General features: G+C 40.1%; 15 protein-coding genes and 2 pseudogenes. 2 read left to right on the top strand and 15 right to left on the bottom strand.

The window, feature by feature from the left end; translation table 11 throughout:
* Positions 1–52 precede the first annotated feature (52 nt).
* The 3 genes from HT715_RS01190 to HT715_RS01180 all read right to left on the bottom strand — a co-directional run bounded on the left by HT715_RS01190 (position 53) and on the right by HT715_RS01180 (position 983).
* Positions 53–286 (bottom strand): hypothetical protein, encoded by a 234-nt coding sequence (locus HT715_RS01190; protein ID WP_001088017.1) that lies wholly within the window; start codon positions 284–286, stop codon positions 53–55.
* A gap of 86 nt (positions 287–372) precedes the next feature.
* Complete coding sequence (locus HT715_RS01185; RefSeq protein WP_000259256.1) at positions 373–753, bottom strand: rhodanese-like domain-containing protein; 381 nt, start codon at positions 751–753, stop codon at positions 373–375.
* Positions 753–983: a YqgQ family protein gene (locus HT715_RS01180; RefSeq protein WP_055387820.1), complete on the bottom strand. Its 231-nt coding sequence runs from the start codon at positions 981–983 to the stop codon at positions 753–755. The genes HT715_RS01185 and HT715_RS01180 overlap by 1 nt, the downstream gene beginning before the upstream one ends.
* A 102-nt stretch (positions 984–1,085) precedes the next feature.
* Here HT715_RS01180 and HT715_RS01175 point away from each other — a divergent pair, with 102 nt between their 5' ends.
* Positions 1,086–1,994 (top strand): LysR family transcriptional regulator, encoded by a 909-nt coding sequence (locus HT715_RS01175; RefSeq protein WP_001222592.1) that lies wholly within the window; start codon positions 1,086–1,088, stop codon positions 1,992–1,994.
* A 53-nt stretch (positions 1,995–2,047) separates the two neighbouring features.
* On the opposite strand, the gene HT715_RS01170 is transcribed toward HT715_RS01175, so the two are convergent.
* The 5 genes from HT715_RS01170 to miaA are packed head-to-tail and all read right to left on the bottom strand — an operon-like array spanning position 2,048 to position 6,499.
* Entirely contained in the window at positions 2,048–2,803 is a 756-nt protein-coding gene (locus HT715_RS01170; protein WP_138707396.1) for an SDR family oxidoreductase, read from the bottom strand.
* 20 nt (positions 2,804–2,823) lie between these two features.
* On the bottom strand, positions 2,824–3,753 hold the full coding sequence (rnz, locus tag HT715_RS01165) for a ribonuclease Z (RefSeq protein WP_000354331.1): 930 nt from the start codon (positions 3,751–3,753) through the stop codon (positions 2,824–2,826).
* A 14-nt stretch (positions 3,754–3,767) separates the two neighbouring features.
* Entirely contained in the window at positions 3,768–4,391 is a 624-nt protein-coding gene (locus HT715_RS01160; RefSeq protein ID WP_000129711.1) for a hypothetical protein, read from the bottom strand.
* A complete protein-coding gene (gene hflX, locus HT715_RS01155; RefSeq protein ID WP_138707397.1) occupies positions 4,384–5,622 on the bottom strand; it encodes a GTPase HflX in 1,239 nt (412 codons plus the stop codon). The genes HT715_RS01160 and hflX overlap by 8 nt, the downstream gene beginning before the upstream one ends.
* Positions 5,615–6,499 carry a tRNA (adenosine(37)-N6)-dimethylallyltransferase MiaA gene (miaA, locus tag HT715_RS01150; RefSeq protein ID WP_138707398.1) on the bottom strand — a complete coding sequence of 295 codons (885 nt, stop codon included), beginning with the start codon at positions 6,497–6,499 and terminating at the stop codon, positions 5,615–5,617. The genes hflX and miaA overlap by 8 nt, the downstream gene beginning before the upstream one ends.
* A gap of 120 nt (positions 6,500–6,619) precedes the next feature.
* On the opposite strand from miaA, the gene HT715_RS01145 reads away from it, so the two are divergent.
* A complete protein-coding gene (locus HT715_RS01145; protein WP_001051780.1) occupies positions 6,620–6,790 on the top strand; it encodes a DUF3042 family protein in 171 nt (56 codons plus the stop codon).
* Between the two features lie 173 nt (positions 6,791–6,963).
* Here the strand turns inward: HT715_RS01145 and HT715_RS01140 are convergent, their stop codons facing one another.
* The 7 genes and pseudogenes from HT715_RS01140 to HT715_RS01115 form a co-directional block, all read right to left on the bottom strand.
* On the bottom strand, positions 6,964–7,803 hold the full coding sequence (locus HT715_RS01140) for a thymidylate synthase (RefSeq protein ID WP_138701175.1): 840 nt from the start codon (positions 7,801–7,803) through the stop codon (positions 6,964–6,966).
* Between the two features lie 96 nt (positions 7,804–7,899).
* Positions 7,900–8,859 carry an ROK family glucokinase gene (locus HT715_RS01135; RefSeq protein ID WP_138701174.1) on the bottom strand — a complete coding sequence of 320 codons (960 nt, stop codon included), beginning with the start codon at positions 8,857–8,859 and terminating at the stop codon, positions 7,900–7,902.
* A 104-nt stretch (positions 8,860–8,963) separates the two neighbouring features.
* Positions 8,964–9,518 (bottom strand): annotated as a pseudogene (gene ldcB / locus HT715_RS12200) (LD-carboxypeptidase LdcB/DacB); the annotation flags it as partial.
* A gap of 6 nt (positions 9,519–9,524) precedes the next feature.
* Positions 9,525–10,331, bottom strand: a pseudogene (locus HT715_RS12195) (N-acetylmuramoyl-L-alanine amidase family protein); the annotation flags it as partial.
* Between the two features lie 49 nt (positions 10,332–10,380).
* Positions 10,381–10,998: an alpha/beta hydrolase gene (locus HT715_RS01125; RefSeq protein ID WP_138701173.1), complete on the bottom strand. Its 618-nt coding sequence runs from the start codon at positions 10,996–10,998 to the stop codon at positions 10,381–10,383.
* Entirely contained in the window at positions 10,999–12,720 is a 1,722-nt protein-coding gene (gene pabB, locus HT715_RS01120; protein WP_138701172.1) for an aminodeoxychorismate synthase component I, read from the bottom strand. It lies immediately after the preceding gene.
* Positions 12,721–12,793: 73 nt separating this feature from the next.
* Positions 12,794–20,005 carry a ZmpA/ZmpB/ZmpC family metallo-endopeptidase gene (locus HT715_RS01115; RefSeq protein ID WP_138701171.1) on the bottom strand — a complete coding sequence of 2,404 codons (7,212 nt, stop codon included), beginning with the start codon at positions 20,003–20,005 and terminating at the stop codon, positions 12,794–12,796.
* Positions 20,006–20,018: the final 13 nt, after the last annotated feature.

The following is a 20,018-nucleotide window of genomic DNA, read 5'->3' as shown; positions in this document are numbered from 1 at the left end:
CTTGAAGCCATAATAAAAAAAGCTTTAAATTTAAAGCTTTTTTGTTTTTTGCTTATCTAAAAACTACTGCGATTGTTAGAATCCAGTTAAGAACAGAAACTACAAGTCCTACGATGTTGAGAATTTTTTCTGTTTTATAGTCCAGTCCAGATTCTTTTTGGTATGAAAAAGCCAAAACCAATCCTATGATCCCCAAAATCAGACTCACTATTGGAGAAAGCAAACCAAGGACGATAGATAAGATACCTAAAATAAGTGAAGGTTTTTTCTTTTCTTGTGAATTCATATTATAAAATCTCCTTAAAATTAATATAAATGATGATACCATAAAATGCTAGCTTTATCTATCATTCGACAGATTTTTACAGAATGTTAGCTAGTCTTCACTTTCCCTTTCCAAGAATCCAAGCCATAAGAAAGAATATAAATCTCAGAAAAACCTTGTTTTTTCAAGTAAAGAGCTGCATTTGTAACTCGTTGCGCACGTTGGTTTTCGTAGAGAAGGACAGGTTTATCTTTACGAAGGGCTGCAAGACTAGTCTTCAACTGACTTGAAGGAATATTGCGAGCCCCAAGAATATGTTTTCTGTGGAATTCTGCTGGGTCGCGCAAATCAATCAATTGACCCGTACGAATCAAGGCTTCAAACTCCTCATTGTCCACAATTTTAGCCGCACGGCGAATACGAAGATAGTTAAAGCCCATCCACGCCAACATTGCTAGTATAAGTGCCCACAAAATCCAAGTAACCATTAGTTCTTTTCTCCATTTTTCTCAATATAATCCAATTCTACCTTGTGCTCTCTGCGAAGAACCGCTTCTGCTTCTAGATAGTCTAATTTGTCCATCAACCCTGCATCGTAAATCCGAGAGAGTTCCCACTTCATCAGTTCAATATCATATAAGCGTTTTCCCATGTAAACAATAATACCAAATCGTTTGAGGAATTGCTGCACATCATAGAATGTTTTCATAAGACTCATTCTAGCAAAATTTTGTGTTTTTTTCAAGAAGAGACTTACACAATACTCCTGATTTTCCTATCTTCTTTGGCGATTCTGTTGCAAGTATGGTACAATAAAAACATGAGAATTCAACAATTACATTATATTATCAAAATCGTCGAAACTGGCTCCATGAATGAGGCAGCCAAGCAACTCTTTATCACTCAGCCCAGTCTTTCCAATGCGGTGCGAGATTTGGAAAATGAAATGGGGATTGAGATCTTTATCCGCAATCCCAAGGGAATCACCTTGACCCGTGATGGGATGGAGTTTCTCTCTTATGCCCGTCAGGTTGTCGAGCAAACTCAGCTTCTGGAGGAACGCTATAAAAATCCTGTCGCCCACCGCGAACTCTTTAGCGTTTCGTCTCAACACTATGCCTTTGTGGTCAATGCCTTTGTCTCTTTGCTCAAGAAAAGCGATATGGAGAAATACGAGCTCTTCCTTCGTGAAACTCGTACTTGGGAAATTATCGACGACGTCAAGAACTTCCGTAGTGAGGTCGGTGTCCTATTTTTGAACAGCTACAACCGTGATGTTTTAACGAAAATGCTGGATGACAATCACCTGCTGGCTCACCATCTCTTCACAGCGCAACCGCATATCTTTGTCAGCAAGACCAATCCTCTGGCAAAGAAAGACAAGGTGAAACTGTCTGATTTGGAAAACTTCCCTTATCTGAGTTATGACCAAGGGACGCACAACTCCTTCTACTTTTCAGAAGAGATTCTTTCCCAAGAACACCACAAGAAATCCATCGTAGTCAGCGACCGTGCTACCCTCTTTAATCTCTTGATTGGTTTGGATGGATATACCATTGCAACAGGGATTTTGAACAGCAACCTCAACGGAGACAATATCGTTTCTATCCCACTGGATATTGATGACCCAATTGAACTGGTCTATATCCAGCATGAGAAAACCAGCCTATCTAAGATGGGCGAACGCTTTATCGACTATCTACTAGAAGAAGTCCAGTTTGATAGTTGATAAATGATAAGAACCAATATGTAGGCTAGCAACAACCTGCATATTGGTTCTTTTTACTTATAATTAAAAGTCTCCCCTGCCAACTTATCAGCTAGCTTGGGAAAGAGAGTATACAACTTATGGGCTAGGTTCAACAACATCGGTAGATTGAGTTCTCGTTTGTTTTTTCCTATAATCTTGACAATCTTTTTAGCCACTGCATCTGGTTCTAGCAGGAAACGGTCAACCGACTTGAGATAGGTTCCATCTGGGTCGGCTTGGTAGAAAAATCCTGTACGGATTGGTCCTGGATTAACCGTCGTTACATAAACACCGTAGGACATGAGTTCGAGGCGCAGAGCATTTGAAAAACCAATGGCCGCAAACTTGGTAGCTGAGTAGAGACTGGACTTGCCAGTAGCGATCAAACCTGCCATGCTGATGATATTGATGATATGACCTTTTCGACTCTCTTTCATACGGTCCGCAAGGCGTCGAGATAGATTCATCAGAGCAAAGGTATTGACCTCAAACATCTGATGAATATCTTGGTCGGAAATCTGGTCAAATTCCTCAAAGATCCCGTAACCAGCGTTGTTTATCAAGACATCAATCTTGCCATAGCGAAGATAGAGGTCTGCTAGCAGAGTTTCTAAGGCTGAGTCATCGGTAATATCAATTTCAATCAATTCTGCTTGTGGATGGTTTCCGTAGAGTTGGGCTAATTTTTCCTTATTTCTACCAAGCAAGATGAGTTGGTCATTTTGCAAGAGTTTGACCATTTCTTGAGCTAGACCACCGCTAGCTCCAGTAATGAGAATAGTAGACATACTGTTCCTTTCTCAATCTTTTAGATTTCCACTTCTTCCAAGTCTTTGACCACATGGACATTTTCAAAGACACTAGCAGCGTCTTTTTTGAGCTTGCTGATATCTTTTGAGAGGAAACGGGCACTGATATGGTTGAGCAAGAGGCGTTTGGCTCCTGCTTCTACCGCTACTTGTGCAGCTTGCATGTTAGTAGAGTGGCCATGGTTACGAGCAATTTTTTCATCACCCTTGCCATAAGTGGACTCATGGACAAGGACATCGGCATTAACAGCCAGACGCACACTGGCATCCGTTTTTCGAGTGTCTCCTAAAATAGTGATAATTTTACCTGGACGGGGAGCTGAGATATAGTCAGCTGCCTTGATTTCAGTACCGTCTTCGAGAACAACGTCCTGACCGTTTTTGATTTTCCCAAAAAGTGGGCCAAATGGGACACCTGCCGCCTTGAGTTTTTCAGCATCTAGCGTTCCTTCCAAGTCCTTTTGAATGACACGATAGCCAACACAGAATATAGTATGATCCAACTCCTCTGCATACACCGTGAATTTATCGGTCTCAAGGATTTTACCTAGAGAATCTTGGTCAAACTCATGAAAATGAATACGGTAAGGCAGGCGAGAACCTGACACACGAAGGCTGGTTAAGACAAATGACTTGATCCCTTGCGGCCCATAGATTTCCAAATCTGTCTGCTCTTCATTAGCTTGAAAAGCACGGCTAGAAAGGAATCCTGGCAAGCCAAAAATGTGGTCTCCATGCAGGTGAGTGATAAAGATTTTGCTGACCTTACGTGGTCGAATTGTGGTTTCCAGAATGCGATTTTGCGTTCCCTCTCCACAGTCAAAGAGCCAGACTTCGTTAATCTCGTCCAAGAGTTTCAGGGCGAGACTTGAAACGTTGCGGGCTTTAGAGGGCTGACCAGCCCCCGTTCCTAAAAATTGAATATCCATTCGATACTTTCTAATTAATCAATATATAACATGGCTGTGCGGTTTTCCGATCGGAAATAAGGCTTGCCAGAAAAAGCTGTAGCTTCTTGTAATAACTCCTCTTGGCTGTATCCTTTAAGACGCTTGCGACCATCTGCTAAGATTTCTAAATCCGTTAAAGGAGTTAAACTTTCAACAGAGACGACTTCCTCTTCTCCGACAGCCTTCATGTAAATCTTGCCAGATTCTTCAAAGACTAGTTGATGAGGGAAAATTTGCGCAATCTCAAAGAGCAAGTCATCTGAAATCTTCTCCTCATTTTCAGAGAAAATTCGACCTAGACCCTCACTCTCATAACAAAAACCAAAGGATTTACCAGACAGATTAAGCCGAATAAAGGGCTTGTTTTCTGAGGTGAAACTAGGTTCAGCATTGTAAAGATTCAGTTCCTGACTGACTTCTGCAAAATAATCCGTCGCAGCTTGAGGACTCTTTTTCTGGTAGAGCTCTGCAAAGTAAGCATTAACGACACTTGGCGGAGGTGTGATAAGTGCCAACTGCTCCTGCTCTGTTTTACCAGCTAGAAGTTGATCCAGATAGACCTTATCCAGACTTGTATAACCTCCATACTTTAGAGCCAAAGTTTTAATATCAGTCATAAAATTCTTCTAACCTCCATTTGTTTTTCTCAGAAATGTAGCCTCTAATCACTTCGCCGTCTTCCTGATAATCGCGTTCTTGCAAAATCGCAACACTTTCTAAATCATGAATCTTGTAGGACTTTGAAAAAGGCACACGCAGGGTGAAAGATTCAAAAATATCCTTGATTTTCTCTAAAAACAAAGCCTGCAAATTCTCACGACTATCCTCAGACTTGGCAGAAATGAGGGCATAAGGTGTTTGGGTCGGCGTAAAATCCTCCACCAAATCCGCTTTATTATAAAGTGTCAGACGAGGAATATCTTCCATATCTAAGTCTTTCATGATGGAAAGAACTGTTTTTTCATGTTCCTCGTGGTAAGGATTGCTGGCATCGATAACATGAACCAGAAGGTCCACATGCTTGCTTTCTTCCAAGGTTGACTTAAAACTGGACACCAGCTCTGTAGGCAAATCTTGGATAAAGCCAACTGTATCTGTCAAAGTTACTTGGAGATTGCCTCCCAGATGGATACTCTTAGTCGTCGCATCCAGAGTCGCAAAGAGCTCGTCCGCTTCATACTGAGTCTTACTGATCAAGGTGTTCATGATGGTTGATTTTCCAGCATTGGTGTAACCAATCAAACCAATCTTAAAGGTGCTTGACTCCAGACGTTTTTCTCTGACAGTCGCCCGATTTTTCTCAACCACCTTGAGCTGGCGCTCTATATCCGTGATTTGATTGCGAACGCTACGACGGTTCAACTCCAGCTGGCTTTCACCAGGTCCACGGGAACCAATTCCCCCTGCCTGACGGCTGAGCATAATCCCCTGACCAACCAAGCGAGGCAAGAGATATTTTAGTTGAGCTAGGTGGACTTGGAGTTTCCCTTCATGGCTTCGAGCCCGCATGGCAAAGATATCCAAAATCAACTGCATACGGTCAATGACCTTAACACCCAGAACTTCCTCTAGATTGACATTTTGCCTTGGGGTCAGACGGTTGTTGACGATGACAGTGGTGATTTCTTCTGCATCCACCATAAGCGCAATTTCTTCTAACTTACCAGAGCCGACGAAGGTCTTGGAATCATATTTTTCACGTTTTTGTCTGTAGCTATCTACAACGACTGCCCCAGCTGTCTTAGCTAAACTGGCCAATTCTTCCATAGAGAGATCAAAATTGTCCATGCCCTGCAATTCCACACCAATGAGCAGGACTCGCTCCTCTTTTTTCTCCGTTTCAATCATCTAAAAACTCCTCTATCTGGTTTAAAATGCGGTCTTGCACACCAGCTTCTCCAATCTGATAAAAGGTCACCTGCATGCGATTACGGAACCAGGTTAACTGACGCTTGGCAAAACGACGGGTCGCCTGTTTGAGACTCTCACTGGCTTCCTCCAAGGTCTGCTCTCCACGGAAATATGGAAAGAGTTCCTTATAGCCAATTCCTTTAGCCGCCTGCACATTAGGGTAATGGTCAAAAAGCCACTTGGCCTCATCCCAAAGCCCAGCCTCAAACATCAAATCCACTCGGTGGTTGATGCGCTCATAAAGTTTACTACGTTCATCATCCAAGCAGATAATCAATGGTTCATACAAGGTCTCTTGATTTTCCAATTCCTGACCAAAATGGGCAATTTCCAAGGCACGCATCGCACGACGACGATTAAACTGAGGAATTTTAAGGTCTGCTTGCTCCACCAGATGAGCTAATTCCTCATCTGTATAAGGCTCCAAGCTAGCCCGATAGGCCAAAATCTCCTCATGGGGAGTCTCCCCACCTAGGTGGTAACCTTCTAGCAAGCTCTGGATATAAAGTCCAGTCCCACCAGCGATAATGGCCAGCTTGCTACGGCTGTGAATATCCTCAATAGCCATCTTAGCTTCTGAAACAAAATCAAAAGCCGAGTAAGACTCGGTTACCTCTCTAACATCGATTAAATGATGAGGAACAGTTTCCTGCTCTTCTGGACTAGCCTTAGCCGTCCCAATATCAAGTCCTCGATAGACTTGCTGACTATCACCGCTAACCACTTCGCCATTAAAACGCTTGGCCACTTCAATGGCAAGGGCTGTTTTTCCAACAGCAGTCGGTCCAACAATCACAATTATTTTTGTTTTCATCTTTTTTCCTTGAAAAATTCCCATTTTTTCGTTACTATTATTATAACACAAAAAGGTCAGTCAGAAAAATGTGACCTCTTGAGGGGGCTGGCTGATTAAGAAGATAAAGGAGGAAGACTCATGGCTAAAGGATTCGCTAAAGGTCTTGTAACAGGTGTCGCAGGAACTGTTGCTGCCGTTGCAGGTGCAGTATACGCATTTAAAAAGAAAGTAATCGAACCAGAAGAGCAAAAAGCAGCTTTCATCGAAGAAAACCGTAAAAAAGCAGCTCGCCGTCGCGTGTCACGTTAAGAAACAAAAGAAGTTGGGATTCATTGTCTCAACTTCTTTTTCTATTCTTTTATACTCAATGAAAATCAAAGAGCAAACTAGGAAGCTAGCCGCANNNNAGTCAGCTCAAAACATGGTTTTGAGGTTGTTGATGAAGCGACGCTGACGTAGTTTGAAGAGATTTTCGAAGAGTATTAAATGGCTAGGTCAAACTTCAACTGCGGCTTAACAGGGTCATAATCCACCAACTCAAAATCTTCTGCTTTGATATCAAAGAAATTAGTCCCATCAGGAACATTTAAAACCAAGCGAGGTTGGCAGTCAGACGGCTCACGACGAAGCAATTCCTGAGCTTGTTCAAATTGATTGTCATAGATATGAAGGTTGTTGATAAAGTAGAAGAACTTCCCAACCTTCCAGCCAAAATGCTTGGCAATCATCATCTGCAAAGCCACATACTGCATAGCATTGATGTGGTGGGCCACCAGCATATCATTGGAGCGTTGCGTCAAGGTCGCATCCAGATAGATTTCCCCATCTACACGGCGGACATCAAACATGGTCTGAAAGGCGCACGGAAGAAGGCCGTCTGTTTCCTCAAAAGCTTGGTAATCCCAAAGGGAGATGATGTTTCGGCGGTTCCAAGGGTTGGCTTCCAACTGCTTGAGAAGCTTATTGATGATGTCGTGTTTCTTAACAACAGCACCATAGCGCTCACCAATGGTTCCTGTATTCCCCACTTCCCAGTCATTCCAGTAGTGAACATTGTACTTATCATTTAGTACCTCTAAGCTATTAGATTGGTCTTGGTAAATCCAGAGCACTTCCTTGATGGCGGATTTGATGGCGATAGGGCGTAAAGTTATAATGGGGAATTCCCCCTTGGCCAAGTCATACTCTGCAAAGGCACCCGTTACATACTTGGAGTTGGCAACTGTCCCATCCTTGTACTTAGGACGAGCCTGCTCTGAGACAACACCTTCCTTTAGAATGCGTTCAATATTCTCTTTAAAAATCGTATCTGCTTTTGTCATTTACTATCACCTCATTTATTTCCTAACTAGTATAGCATAAAAAAAGAAAGGAGGAAAATCACTCGCTTCTGGAAAGCAATTTTCTCCTTTTTTATTTTATTGCAATACAAGTGATGCTGCTCCGATAACTCCAGCGTCATTTCCTAGAGTTGCAAGAGCCAATTTAGTAGATGTGCGCACTTGTGGGAAAGTATTTTCGTCATAGACTTTTTGAACACCTTGTAGAAGGAATTCTCCTGCAGCTGACACACCACCACCGATGACGATTGTTGATGGGTTTAGGATTGAACCAATGTTAGCACAAGCGATTCCCAAGTAACGTGAGAAGTTACGGTAAACAGTCAAAGCAAGGTCGTCTCCTTCTTTTGCAAGGTCAAAGACTGTCTTAGCAGTTACTTCTTCTCCGTTATCAATCAATCGTTTCAAGGCTGCATCGCCTTCATATTCATCTGCATAACGACGAGTCAAGTTGACAATCCCTGTTGCTGAAGCAACTGTCTCAAGACAGCCTTTCTTACCGCAAGTACATGCGATTGGTTGGTCAAAGTCAACAGTGATATGACCAAGTTCACCTGCTGCACCAGCAACACCATGAAGCAATTTGCCTTCTGCGACAATACCACCACCAACACCAGTACCGAGTGTCATAAAGACAACGTCTGGTTGGTTATCTCCAGCACCCATCCAGCGCTCACCAAGAGCTGCTACGTTGGCATCATTATCGATGAAAAATGGAATGCCCAAAGCTTTTTCAATCTTTTGTTTGATTGGTTGAAGGGTTTTCCAGTTGAGGTTGTAGGCACCGATAACAGTCCCTTTGTCACGGTCAACCACACCTGGTGATCCCATTCCAATGCCTTGGAAGTCCGCTGCTGCCAATCCAAGCAAGTCCAAACGATGTTGAATAGACTCAATCATATCATCAACGATATGACTTCCCTCATCCAGAATGTTGGTCTTGATTGACCATTTTCCTTGGATTTCTCCTGCTGTTGTTAAGATTGCAAATTTGATAGAAGTTCCACCAAGGTCAATCCCAATAATCTTTTGACTCATCATACTCTCCTTTTTCATTGTCTAGTAATTGAAAATGCTTACAGTACTAGTATAACAAATTTCAGTCATTTATGCAAAGGTTTGCATTTAGCTAATATAGATTTTTAATCCAGATAATCTCCACCATCAAATCCATAATATTCCTCCAGTGTCAAACCACTTGCAGCAATCTCTTTTGCTTCTTTTCCAATGTAACGTAAATGCCATTCCTCATGCATATAGCCTGTGACACTCTCTTTTCCACGGGGATAGCGAACAACAAAACCATAGTCTGGTGCATAATCCAATAACCATTGAGCCGCACCAGCATCTTCAACTAATTGACCATCTGTGCCAATCACATCAAAAGCAAGTCCTGTCTGATGTTCGCTATATCCAGGACGGGCGGAATAACGATCCGCAGCAGCCTGGCCCTCTTGGTTCACATAACTTTGATATAATTGTGCTTGAGTTGCATAACTTCTAAAGCCACTATAATTATCGCTAATAGCGTATCCTTCCTTCTGCATCTGTGCAATCAGTTTTAAAAAGGCTGCTTTTGCAGTAGCATTTTCACCTGGATAGTAATCTTTAGACATAGGATAATGTTTATTGGCAACTATGATTTCATCATACTTTCCTTGAAGGCTATAATAAGAACCTTTATTGCTTACTTTTGAATTAGCTTTCCACAAACCAGTCGCACCAACATAATAACGTCCACCATCAACCCATTCATTGACAGCCATTTTACCATCTGATTTTAGATAATAATTCCCTTGCCATGTATTATAAGCATAAGATCCATCTGATGTCAAATAATACCAAGTTTGGTAAGAAGAGTCATAAACCCATTCACCTTTAGCCATTTTACCATCTGATTTCAAATAATAGTTTCCTTGCCATGCACTATAAGCATAAGATCCATCTGATGTCAAATAATACCAAGCTTGATAAGAAGAGTCATAAACCCATTCACTTTTGGCCATCTTACCATCTGATTTCAAATAGTAATTTCCTTGCCATGTACTATAAGCATACGAACCATCTGATTTCAAGTAATACCAAGCCTGATAAGAATCATCATAAATCCATTCGCTCTGGGCCATTTTCCCGTCTGATTTCAGGTAATAGCTTCCCTGCCAAGCATTTTTCACTGGATTTCCATTTCCATCAAAGTAGTACCAAGCACCGTCCTGCTTAACCCAACCACTTGTTGTTGATGAACTTGTATCAGTTTGAGTTGTAGTCTCTTGTTTTGCTTTAAAAGCACCCTTAGGGGCATTTTTTAATTCGCAAGCCACACCGTCATGATCACGGTATAACTTGGCAGAATAACCGGGGTCTCCCTCATGAATATCCGCGTATCCATTCGCCCAAGCTTCCTTACAACTCGAAAAATGAATGTTTTCCTCTGCTAACACAGGTTGTGAAAACAAGGCTAAAATTGACAACGTCACCAGACTCATTTTTAAAAATAGACGTTTGTTCATTACTTTCTCCTCTAACGATGTTATCGATTTCAATATTATTTTATCAAACTTATTTCAGCAATTCAAGGAAACTTCTGGTCTTTTCTACAAACTCCTTTGGTTTTTCCTTATTCAAGACATGAGGGCCATCTGGGATAATCTGAAATTGGGATTCTGATATTAGTTTATGAAGACTTCTCATAGAACTAAGATTCGGTTTATCTTTGCTGCCACAAATTAGTAAGGTTGGATAGGGGCAATTCCCTGCTATATCCGTTAAGTCAAGTGTCTTCAATTCTTTGGAAATACCTATTATAAAAGTCTTGTCTGCTCCCTGTTTTTCAAATACTCTTTTGGGAAGTAGTTTAAAAATCAGCAACTGAAGATAAAATAGGATATTCCCTGCTAATTTAAGCGGGCATCCTGACAGAATCAAAGCTCGAAGATTTGGTGAATCGTAACTGGAAAGTTCTAGTGTCAGGGCAGCACCTAAGGACAATCCAATCAAAACAAAAGGTTCTGTCTCTTGAGCTAGGTGCTGATAAACTCGCTCTTTAGCTTGTTGATAGTTACTAACTCCAGAAGGAAATAACTCGATAGCCTCAGAAGGATAATCTGTCAGTAGATTCCGAACTTCTTTCCAAGACTCTTCTGACTGCCCTAACCCATGCAAAAATATCAATTTCATCTAGTTCTCCTCAAGGCTTAGTTCATACAAGCCTCTCACTGCATTACAGCCGTAAATAGCTTCTGCTTGGGTTAAATCTGCCAAGGTCAAGACTTTCTCTTCTACCTGTCCTGTTTCCAGCAAATGCTGACGGTAAATTCCTGGCAAGATTCCAAGTCGGATAGGCGGTGTGTAGAGTTTCCCAGCAATTTTCAAAACCAGATTTCCGATAGAGGTTTCAAGCAGTTCTCCTGACTTATTGTAGTAAATGATCTCTTGCTCCCCTAAACTCAAGTATGGTCTATGAGTCGTTTTAAAGTGGGTAAAAGCTTGCTGCAAATTGGCTTCTTGCAGACAAAGTTTAGCCTGGCAGAACTGTGGACTAAGGGGTGTTAATACTTGACGATTGACTTCTATCTCTCCAGATTTGCTAAGGCTGATTCGCAAGCGGTAATCTTGATTAGCATCACAAGTCTGACACTCTTCTTCAATCTTTTGTCTCAAAATTTCTGGGTCAAAAGGAAAGGCAAAATATCGACTAGCTTTTATCAGTCTTTCCAGATGTTGTTCTTCAAACAGCAGTTGTTTTTGGCTGATTTTCCCAGTCGTAATCAGCTGAAAACGAGCTTGTTTACGATAGAGAACAGCCGCCTTTTGATGAACCTCGCGGTATTCAGATTCCCAAGTGCTATCCCATGTAATGCCTCCGCCAACTCCATAGATGGCTTTCCCTTGATGCAGTTGAATGGTCCTAATGGCCACATTAAAAATCCGTCGTCCATTTGGAAGCAAGAGACCAATCGTTCCACAGTAGACTCCACGCGGTTGTGGCTCCAAGTCCTTGATAATCTCCATTGTCGCAATTTTCGGTGCGCCCGTTATGGATCCACAAGGAAAGAGAGAGCGAAAAATTGTAACTAAATCAACATCTACTCGCAACCGACTCTTGATGGTCGAAGTCATCTGCCAAACAGTTGAATACTGCTCTACCTGACACAGACGCTCCACGTGCTCGCTCCCCACTTCAGAAATACGGTTCATATCATTGCGCAAGAGGTCCACAATCATCATATTTTCAGACCGATTTTTAGGATCCTGCTCCAACCAACTGGCCTGTTCAAGATCTTCTTGGTCAGTTACCCCACGCTGAGTCGTTCCCTTCATCGGTCGCGTTGTCAACTCGCGGTCATTTTGCTCAAAAAAGAGCTCTGGGCTCATGGAAATCACTGCCATCTCATCATGTTCAATATAGGTATTGTAGCCCGCCTCCTGTTCTACCACCATACGATTGTAGATAGCAAAAGGATTGGCATTTAAGTCTTGTTTGAGTTGAACGGTGTAGTTGACCTGATAGGTGTCTCCCTGCCGCAAATGATGATGTATCTGTGCAATAGCCTCTTCATAGTCTGCTGCAGACGTTACTTCCTGCCAATTTGAAGGCAAATCAACCTCATCATAAGTCAGAGGAATAGGGGATGTTTCTACGCTATCATGAACAGTAAAGTAAAGCAAGTACTCACCCAGTAGGGGATCCTTGTGAACTGCAAACTTCTCCTCAAAAGCAGGTGCAGCCTCGTAGCTGACATAGCCCACCACATAATAGCCCTGCTCTTGATAGCTTTCCACTTGTGACAGCAAGGCTGTTACTTCCGCTAAATCTCTCGTTTTTAACTCTTTGATAGGCTGGGTAAAGATGTATCGCTCCCCCAAAGCCCTAAAATCAATCACTGTTTTTCTATGCATACCTTAAGTATAGCATAAAAAGGCAGATACAGACAAAGCTGATCTACCTTTTTACTCATCTATTTAATACAATCTATGCTTTAAAAAGTTTTCCTGAGAATCCGTCTGATTTTTGAAGAAGTTGTTTATAAACTTTTTCTTTAAGTCTAACAGTATTGTCGAATTTATTCCCTTGCAAATCTTTTTCAACAGCTTCGTTGAATAATTCTTTAAGTCTAGCGTAAGTCGAAATTTTCTCACCATCGATTTCGATTTCAACAAAACCGTTCTGAGCTTTATCGTATACTTCTTTATACCATTCTTTCTTCCAAGCTTCAAGTGATTTGAATTTACCACCAGAAACTTTATCGATAATGAAGTCATCACCTAGACCTTTATGTCCCGCTTTTTGAGATTCTTGTTTATATTTATTCGAAGCATAACCTAGGAAACCATTTAAGTACCCGAAATAACCCCACATACGGAATGTGTTGTGCTTGAAGGAGATAGAACCAACAGCACTTTGACTTGTATTACCACCGTAAATACCAGCCATCATACTTACTGTTTGATATGCCGTATCAAAACCTTCGGCGCGATAGTATTTGTTATCAGGCATATTATGTTTCGTTACATAATTACCATCTACAAGGTCATCAATACTTGTCAATTTCTTCTTATTCTCTTCGTCATTCAAGTTACGAAGCAAGTCCCATTGGTGTGGTTGCCCAACTAATCCATTTCGGTCAGCTTTTTCACGCCATTTTTTGTCCATCTTCTTGAACCACTTGTCGTTAGTTCCTTGGTTTTTAGCGATAACAGCATCAGCCTCTAAATGGTCAAGCATCATAAGCGCTTCATTGTAGTTCTTCATGTAATGGTCAATCTTCTCACGACTGTCTAACAATCTAGGATTGTAATTGTACCATTGTTTACCGTCATTTGGTCGTTCATAAGCCATATTAAGACCTAATGCACCATAATCCCCATTTGAACTTGTCACAGCCGGTGATTGCAACATACCTTGAGCAAACGCTTCTACGTCAGTACCTTCACGGTGTCGCCATCCACCTAAATATGCCATACGGTCATTAATGTGTGTCGTTTCATGCGTAAACGCAGATGTACCGAAATCTGTAATCATGCTCGATAAGATATAGTATACCGCTTCTGAATTTTGTGGATTATCAAAGATATATGCGTATGCCCCCGTACCATTATTTCCATGCCATTTACCTGTAGGTCCATAGAACTCACGAACTGGTGCATAATCACCATTTTTATGGTGACCCATGCGATCTGACCAACCATATCCCCAAACATCTTGACTATCCCAGATTGCTGATGGAACCATATTTTCAGATTTGAGCAATCTATCACGTACATTGTCAGCAGCAAGTCTAGACCAGAAGTCTAAGTAATTGATTTGCTCTTGCGCACGTAAATCAATTTGTTTTTTGAACTCTTCACGTTCTGCTTCTGTGTTCTTATTATATTTCTCAAACGAACTAAACGCTAATGTGTTATACGTAGAAATCAAGAACATATGAGCTTTCTTCGTGGTCAATAATGGTAAGATGTATTTACTATGCTCACCATTATTAATGTTTTCATACAAACGATATTTTTTGCCAGCAAATAATGGATTTGAAGATTGTTTTTCAACAATATAGTTGGTATTCGATACAGCTTTTTTATACCAAGTATTGATGTCAGTTTCTTCTGTGAATAAACGCATATTATAGTTTAAGAAACCGTTTAACTCACCGATACCAATCGTTCCACCAATTACTTCACGATAAGCTTCTAACGTTCTGTTACCTTTAATATTGTGTTCTCTTGAACCAACTCTAATCAAGAAGTCCAAGACACTAACATTCTTACCATAGAAGTCCGGTTTGAACATCATAATATCCTTCATAGACTTTTCATCATATTTGAATCCATAGTAGCGATTTAGATAAGTAAGACCCATCATAATCTTAGCTTTATTATCTTCTACTTTTTTAAGAAGAGCTTTCATAGCAGCATCGTCTCTATTTAACTGATGATCTTCATTTTCCACTAAAGCTTTAACAAGTTTATCAAGATTTCCTCGAACCTCTTCAAAACTTTCTTCAAGGAACAGATTTTTAATGTAATTATTCTTATGATTCTCACTGTTTTCCTCAGCTCTATTACGTTTATCCATAATATCTCTTACTTCAGGAGAAATTAGATCAAATGATGACAATTTAGCTTTAATATCACTAATTAACTGAGTTCTATCTTTATCAACCATATTTGGTGTGTAGACAATATCATCTAATCCAGAAATACTATATTCACGAACTTGTGCTACTTTAGAATCCTTAGATGTAACGCCCATTTCTTCTTTTGTACTATCCGCGTAGTGAATCATAATCTTATCAACATCAGATAAATCAGTTACAAATCGACCGTCTTTCATACCTGTAACAGATAATACTTCTTTAGTTAATAGGTTTGATCCCGTTGGAATCTTATTTCCTTGGTTTACAATCCATTCTTTATTGTAGAACGGTTGAAGTTTTTCGATATTACGGTAGGCAAGTTCACGAGATGCATCATAATCTTGAGTATCTTTGTAAGTATCAGCTTTTGGTTTCACCTGGTTCAATTTATTTGTTACAGGATCATTAATCGTATACTCATGAGCAGTAATACCCATATTAGCAAATTTTGCTAGAGCATCTGTTTCTGAAATACCTTTAATTTGCTTAGATTTATTATATGAAGATAAACCTGTTGCAACATCTTTTACATAGAAGTTATTCTTGAAGTTATCAAATCCAAAGTATGAATCCCCTGTATCTACTGAGCTTGCTCCGTACATGATTTCACCATTGGTTACTTTCATCATACTTACGTTATTTTCTACCCAACCCCAGTCATAGTTTTCATGAATCAAACCACCACTTTGACCATGGTTTTTAAGAGTCATCGTACCTTTAATAAATGAATTCTTCAATCGACCACGTTGCTTGAAGTCATATGGATTTCCACCATGGTTAACCTTAGCGACAAGTCCACCAACCTTAGAATTATTAGCGACAATATTTCCATCGAAATAAACGCTATCCGTATTACTTCTCCAGCTTTCACTGACAAGTCCACCAGACCACCAGCCTTTATTGCCGACACTTGTAATATTTCCAACGAAGGCAACATTACGCATATCTGCTTCATCCAGTTTGTTAACCATACCTGTAACGTCATTGTTTCCTACTACATTACCGGTTACTTTAATATTTTCAATGGTTGATTTTTTGAACATCTCACCAAGGGGAGCCACTTTATTTTCTCCTGACAAGTTAATATTAACATTACCAAGATTAATATCATGCACATGCGCATTTTCAACTCTAGCAAATAGTGGACGTTCAAGGTTATGAATTGTAAATCTACCGCCATCATTACTTAGTAATTTACCTTTGAATGTTGAAGTTACGTAAGATTTACCATTCCCTTTTACATTTGCTGCATTCAAGTCTGCCCCAAGTTTAAACTCACCCGTTGGGTTAGCTTGCATATCTTTTACAAGCTCATTGAAGTTGTAGTAAACATTACCTTCTTTTGCTTTTTGTTTTTCAAAGTAATGAACATACTCTTCGCTAAGTGTGTTATCAGCATTACGTTGAACTAAGTCTGGTGCTTTGGCAGTAACTTTGTATAATGTTTTTCCATCTTTAACTACTTCTTCAACTTTATCAACAGAAAGTCTTGTCACTTTGTTATCGTGAGTTGTAACTCGTAGATAAAGTGGAGCTACATTTCCTGGATTTTCTGAAAGTAAACTTGAGTCAGTTTCAACACCTGCATCGTCAACACTTATTAAACTTGTTTCTTTAATATTTTTAATTTCAACTTTTTTAAGGTCTAATTGAATTGGTTGATCAGCTAATGTTTCAGTCTCTTCACCGTTACCTCTATCGTAAACCATAGTAGTAGATAGAGTATAACCTTTGAAGTATTCTACATTGTCTAATAAAGCATCTAGATTATTTTCTATCAGATTTACAGTCTTAACAACTTGTCCATCTTTTTTCAGGGTAGCTGTGATTGATTTAATTTTTGTCTTAGTTGGATTCTCTAGAGAATACTTAGCAACTACTTCTTTATCTAATACTTTCTTATCAGTATTTACAAATTTTAATACTGGTTTTTCAGTTAATGGAGCTAAGTTTTTGATAGCTTCTTCTAATTTTTCGGTAGCTGCATTAACTTTGCTTTGAGTAGTAGCATCATCTGCATTTACAGATTTTGCTGCTGTAAGAGTGTCTTCTAAAGATTTCCATGTTTGAGTAGTGTATTCTTCTTTACGTTTGCTGTTAGCTGTGTTAATAGCACTTTGTAGTGCAGTTTTATCTACAGCAAGAGCTTTAATAGCGTCTTGAAGAGCTTTAGTAGTCGCATCTATTTTACTTTGTTTAGGAAGTGGAGTAGTTTGGTTGTTGATTTCTTTAGCTTTTATTTCAGCTTTTTTAAATTCATTCCAAGTATTAGGGCTATAGTCAGCTTCTCGTTTAATTTCTGCATCTTTTATTTGTTCTTGTAATTTTGTTTTATCAACAGTAAGAGCATCGATAGCAGATTTCAGTTTTTTAGCAGCATCATCGATTTGAGTCTGAGTAGCTTTGTCGTTGTCTTTTACAGCTTGAGCGTCAGTTTTCGCTTCTTCTAGAGCGCTCCAAGATACAGTACTGTAGTCAGTAGCAGTCTTAGACTGAGCATCAGCAAGTTGTTTTTCAAGTTCAGTCTTATCTGTAGTTAAATCAGTGATAGCCGCTTTCAGTTTTTTAGCAGCTTCGTCGATTTGAGCTTGAGTAGCCTTATTGTTGTCTTTTACAGTTTGAGCGACATTTTTCGATTCTTCTAGAGCATTCCAAGATGTAGTGCTGTAGTCCGCTGCAGTTTTAGACTTAACATCAGCAAGTTGTTTTTCAAGTTCAGTCTTATCTGTATTTAAACCAGCGATAGCAGCTTTCAGTTTTTCGTCAATGTGATTTACTTCGCTTTGTTTTGTTGCTGGGTTGCTTGTAACTTTTTCAGCTTCAGCTAGTACAGTTTGAAGATTTGCCCAAGTTGCATCGCTGTAGTGTTCTTTAGTTTTTGATTTCGCATCAGAGATAGTTTTGTTTAAGTCTGTTTTATCAACGCTTAGAGCGTCAATAGCAGCTTTAAGTTTTTTAGTAGCTTCGTCGATTTGAGCTTGAGTAGAGGTAGCCTTATCTTTTACAGTTTGAGCGGCATTTTTCGATTCTTCTAGAGTGTTCCAAGATGTAGTACTGTGGTCAGCTTGAGTTTTTTCGTTTACAAGATTCAGTTGTTTTTCAAGTTCAGTCTTATCTGTATTTAATCCAGCAATAGCGGATTTAAGTTTTTCGTCAATGTGATTAACTTCGCTTTGTTTTGCTTCTGGTTTGCTTGTAACTTTTTTCGCTTCGGCTAATACATTTTGAAGGTTTGTCCAAGATGCATCACTGTAGTGCTCTTTAGTTTTTGATTTCGCATCTTCGATAGTTTTGTTTAAGTCTGTTTTATCAACAGTAAGAGCGTCGATAGCATCTTTAAGTTTAGCTGTCTCGCTATCTACTTCAGGTTGTTTTACAGAGTCAGAAGCATATACACCTTTTGCAGCTTCTAAAACAGATCCAAGAGCATTGTAACTTGCTGTAGAATAATCAGTAGGAGAAACTGAACTAGCTTTATCAATTTGATTCTTTAACTCACTTTTATCAACTGGTTCTTTAGTACCAACACCCTTTATTTCATCTACTGGATTGGTTGTTATTGTATCCTCTAGTACTTTACTGGACTGTCTACCATCAGTAGTAGTGACTTCAGTTAAAATAGTGCGTTCGCCAGCAACACCTTCTCGAATAACCCTTGTTTTTCCCTTAGCGAGGTTCTCATCATCTTGCTCAACTGTCTTAAAAGGCACAGGCTCTTTAGTTACTATAACTTCAGACTTAACTTCTATTACATTTAACACACCTTCTTCAGGAGTTGTTTTATGTTCTACTGCTGGCTGTTCTACTTTTGTTTCTTCGTCCTGATGTTCTGCTGGTTGAGCAGCTGGTGAAGTTTCTGTTGGTTGACTTTCTGGTTCAACTTGAGCTTCTACTGGTTGTTCTTCTTGTTTCGGTGTTTCTTCCGCAGTCTTCTCTTCTTTAGAAGCTTCTGGTTGCTTTTCTGGCGCGACTGGTGCCTTTTCGCCTTCACTTGGCGCGACTGGTTCACCTGCTTGTTCAACTTTTGGTTCCTCAGCTGGTTCCGTTTGTTTTTCTACAGCAGGCGTTTCCACTTTTAGTTCTTCAACAGGTTGATTAGAAGCCTCATCTCTTGTTTCTACTACTTCTGGCTGTGCATCTTCTTGTTTCGGTGTCTCTTCCGATACCTTATCCTCTTTAGGATCTTCTGGTTGTGATGATTCTTTTGGTATCCTTGGCTGCTCCGGTTGTGTAGGTTGCACGGGTTGTTCTGGGACTTTTGGTTGTTCTACTGGAGTTGCAACTTTTGATTCCTCAGCTGGTTTGTCTGATGGTTGACTTTCCGATTTGACTGGTGCTGGTTCTGCTGAATCTTCTTTCCCCTCTTCTACTTTAGGAAGGGTTTCGTCAGTAGGTTTTACCTCCGATTTAGGTTCTTGTTCTTCCTTTGGATTTTCTTCTGTTTTAGGAGCTTCCTCTGTCTCTACTGCTCGGTTTTCTGGCTTATCTTGCTCCTGATTTGTTGTTACTTGGGGATTCTCAACTTCGACCACAGTTACCTCTTCAGGTTTAGCTGAGTCTTCTTCTAAAACAGTGTCCAAGCCAAGCGTTTTGAGGATGTCACCTGATAGATAACCAACATAACGATAACCCTCCATTTCAACAACACCCTCTCGACTAGCCGGTGCTAGAGTAGCAACTGGATCTACAGCTCCTGCACTAGGAAGGACTACCAATCCCATAGCTCCAACTAGAAAGACGCTGGCAATTTTCTTTCTCTTGTAGATTAAAAGCAAGCTCCCAACAGTCAGCAAACCAAAAGCTGTCAAAACAGATGCTTCTGTCCCTGTTTGTGGCAGCTGATTTTTTTGATACACCAAACCATAAACAAGTTCATTTCCATCAGGCTTTCCTGTCTGGATTAAATCTTTAGCTTCTTGTGAAATAACCTCTTTATCTACATAGTGATAGGTGGCTGCGTCCACTACAGAAGAAGCCATCAAAAGGCTTCCAAGAAATACAGAACCTACAACTCCCTTAATCTTACGAATTGAAAAACGGTCTTTTTTAAACACTTTCATCTCCTTT

Source organism: Streptococcus sp. 4155 (assembly GCF_013276695.1).
Lineage (GTDB): Bacteria > Bacillota > Bacilli > Lactobacillales > Streptococcaceae > Streptococcus > Streptococcus pseudopneumoniae.
This window is presented reverse-complemented; position numbering and strand designations above follow the sequence as displayed.

What these genes read in the sequence shown, in the direction of transcription:
- HT715_RS01190 (WP_001088017.1), bottom strand. Translation starts at nt 286, where the DNA reads ATGAATTCACAAGAAAAGAAAAAACCTTCACTTATTTTAGGTATCTTA.
- HT715_RS01185 (WP_000259256.1), bottom strand. Translation starts at nt 753, where the DNA reads ATGGTTACTTGGATTTTGTGGGCACTTATACTAGCAATGTTGGCGTGG.
- HT715_RS01180 (WP_055387820.1), bottom strand. Translation starts at nt 983, where the DNA reads ATGAGTCTTATGAAAACATTCTATGATGTGCAGCAATTCCTCAAACGA.
- HT715_RS01175 (WP_001222592.1), top strand. Translation starts at nt 1,086, where the DNA reads ATGAGAATTCAACAATTACATTATATTATCAAAATCGTCGAAACTGGC.
- HT715_RS01170 (WP_138707396.1), bottom strand. Translation starts at nt 2,803, where the DNA reads ATGTCTACTATTCTCATTACTGGAGCTAGCGGTGGTCTAGCTCAAGAA.
- rnz (WP_000354331.1), bottom strand. Translation starts at nt 3,753, where the DNA reads ATGGATATTCAATTTTTAGGAACGGGGGCTGGTCAGCCCTCTAAAGCC.
- HT715_RS01160 (WP_000129711.1), bottom strand. Translation starts at nt 4,391, where the DNA reads ATGACTGATATTAAAACTTTGGCTCTAAAGTATGGAGGTTATACAAGT.
- hflX (WP_138707397.1), bottom strand. Translation starts at nt 5,622, where the DNA reads ATGATTGAAACGGAGAAAAAAGAGGAGCGAGTCCTGCTCATTGGTGTG.
- miaA (WP_138707398.1), bottom strand. Translation starts at nt 6,499, where the DNA reads ATGAAAACAAAAATAATTGTGATTGTTGGACCGACTGCTGTTGGAAAA.
- HT715_RS01145 (WP_001051780.1), top strand. Translation starts at nt 6,620, where the DNA reads ATGGCTAAAGGATTCGCTAAAGGTCTTGTAACAGGTGTCGCAGGAACT.
- HT715_RS01140 (WP_138701175.1), bottom strand. Translation starts at nt 7,803, where the DNA reads ATGACAAAAGCAGATACGATTTTTAAAGAGAATATTGAACGCATTCTA.
- HT715_RS01135 (WP_138701174.1), bottom strand. Translation starts at nt 8,859, where the DNA reads ATGAGTCAAAAGATTATTGGGATTGACCTTGGTGGAACTTCTATCAAA.
- HT715_RS01125 (WP_138701173.1), bottom strand. Translation starts at nt 10,998, where the DNA reads ATGAAATTGATATTTTTGCATGGGTTAGGGCAGTCAGAAGAGTCTTGG.
- pabB (WP_138701172.1), bottom strand. Translation starts at nt 12,720, where the DNA reads ATGCATAGAAAAACAGTGATTGATTTTAGGGCTTTGGGGGAGCGATAC.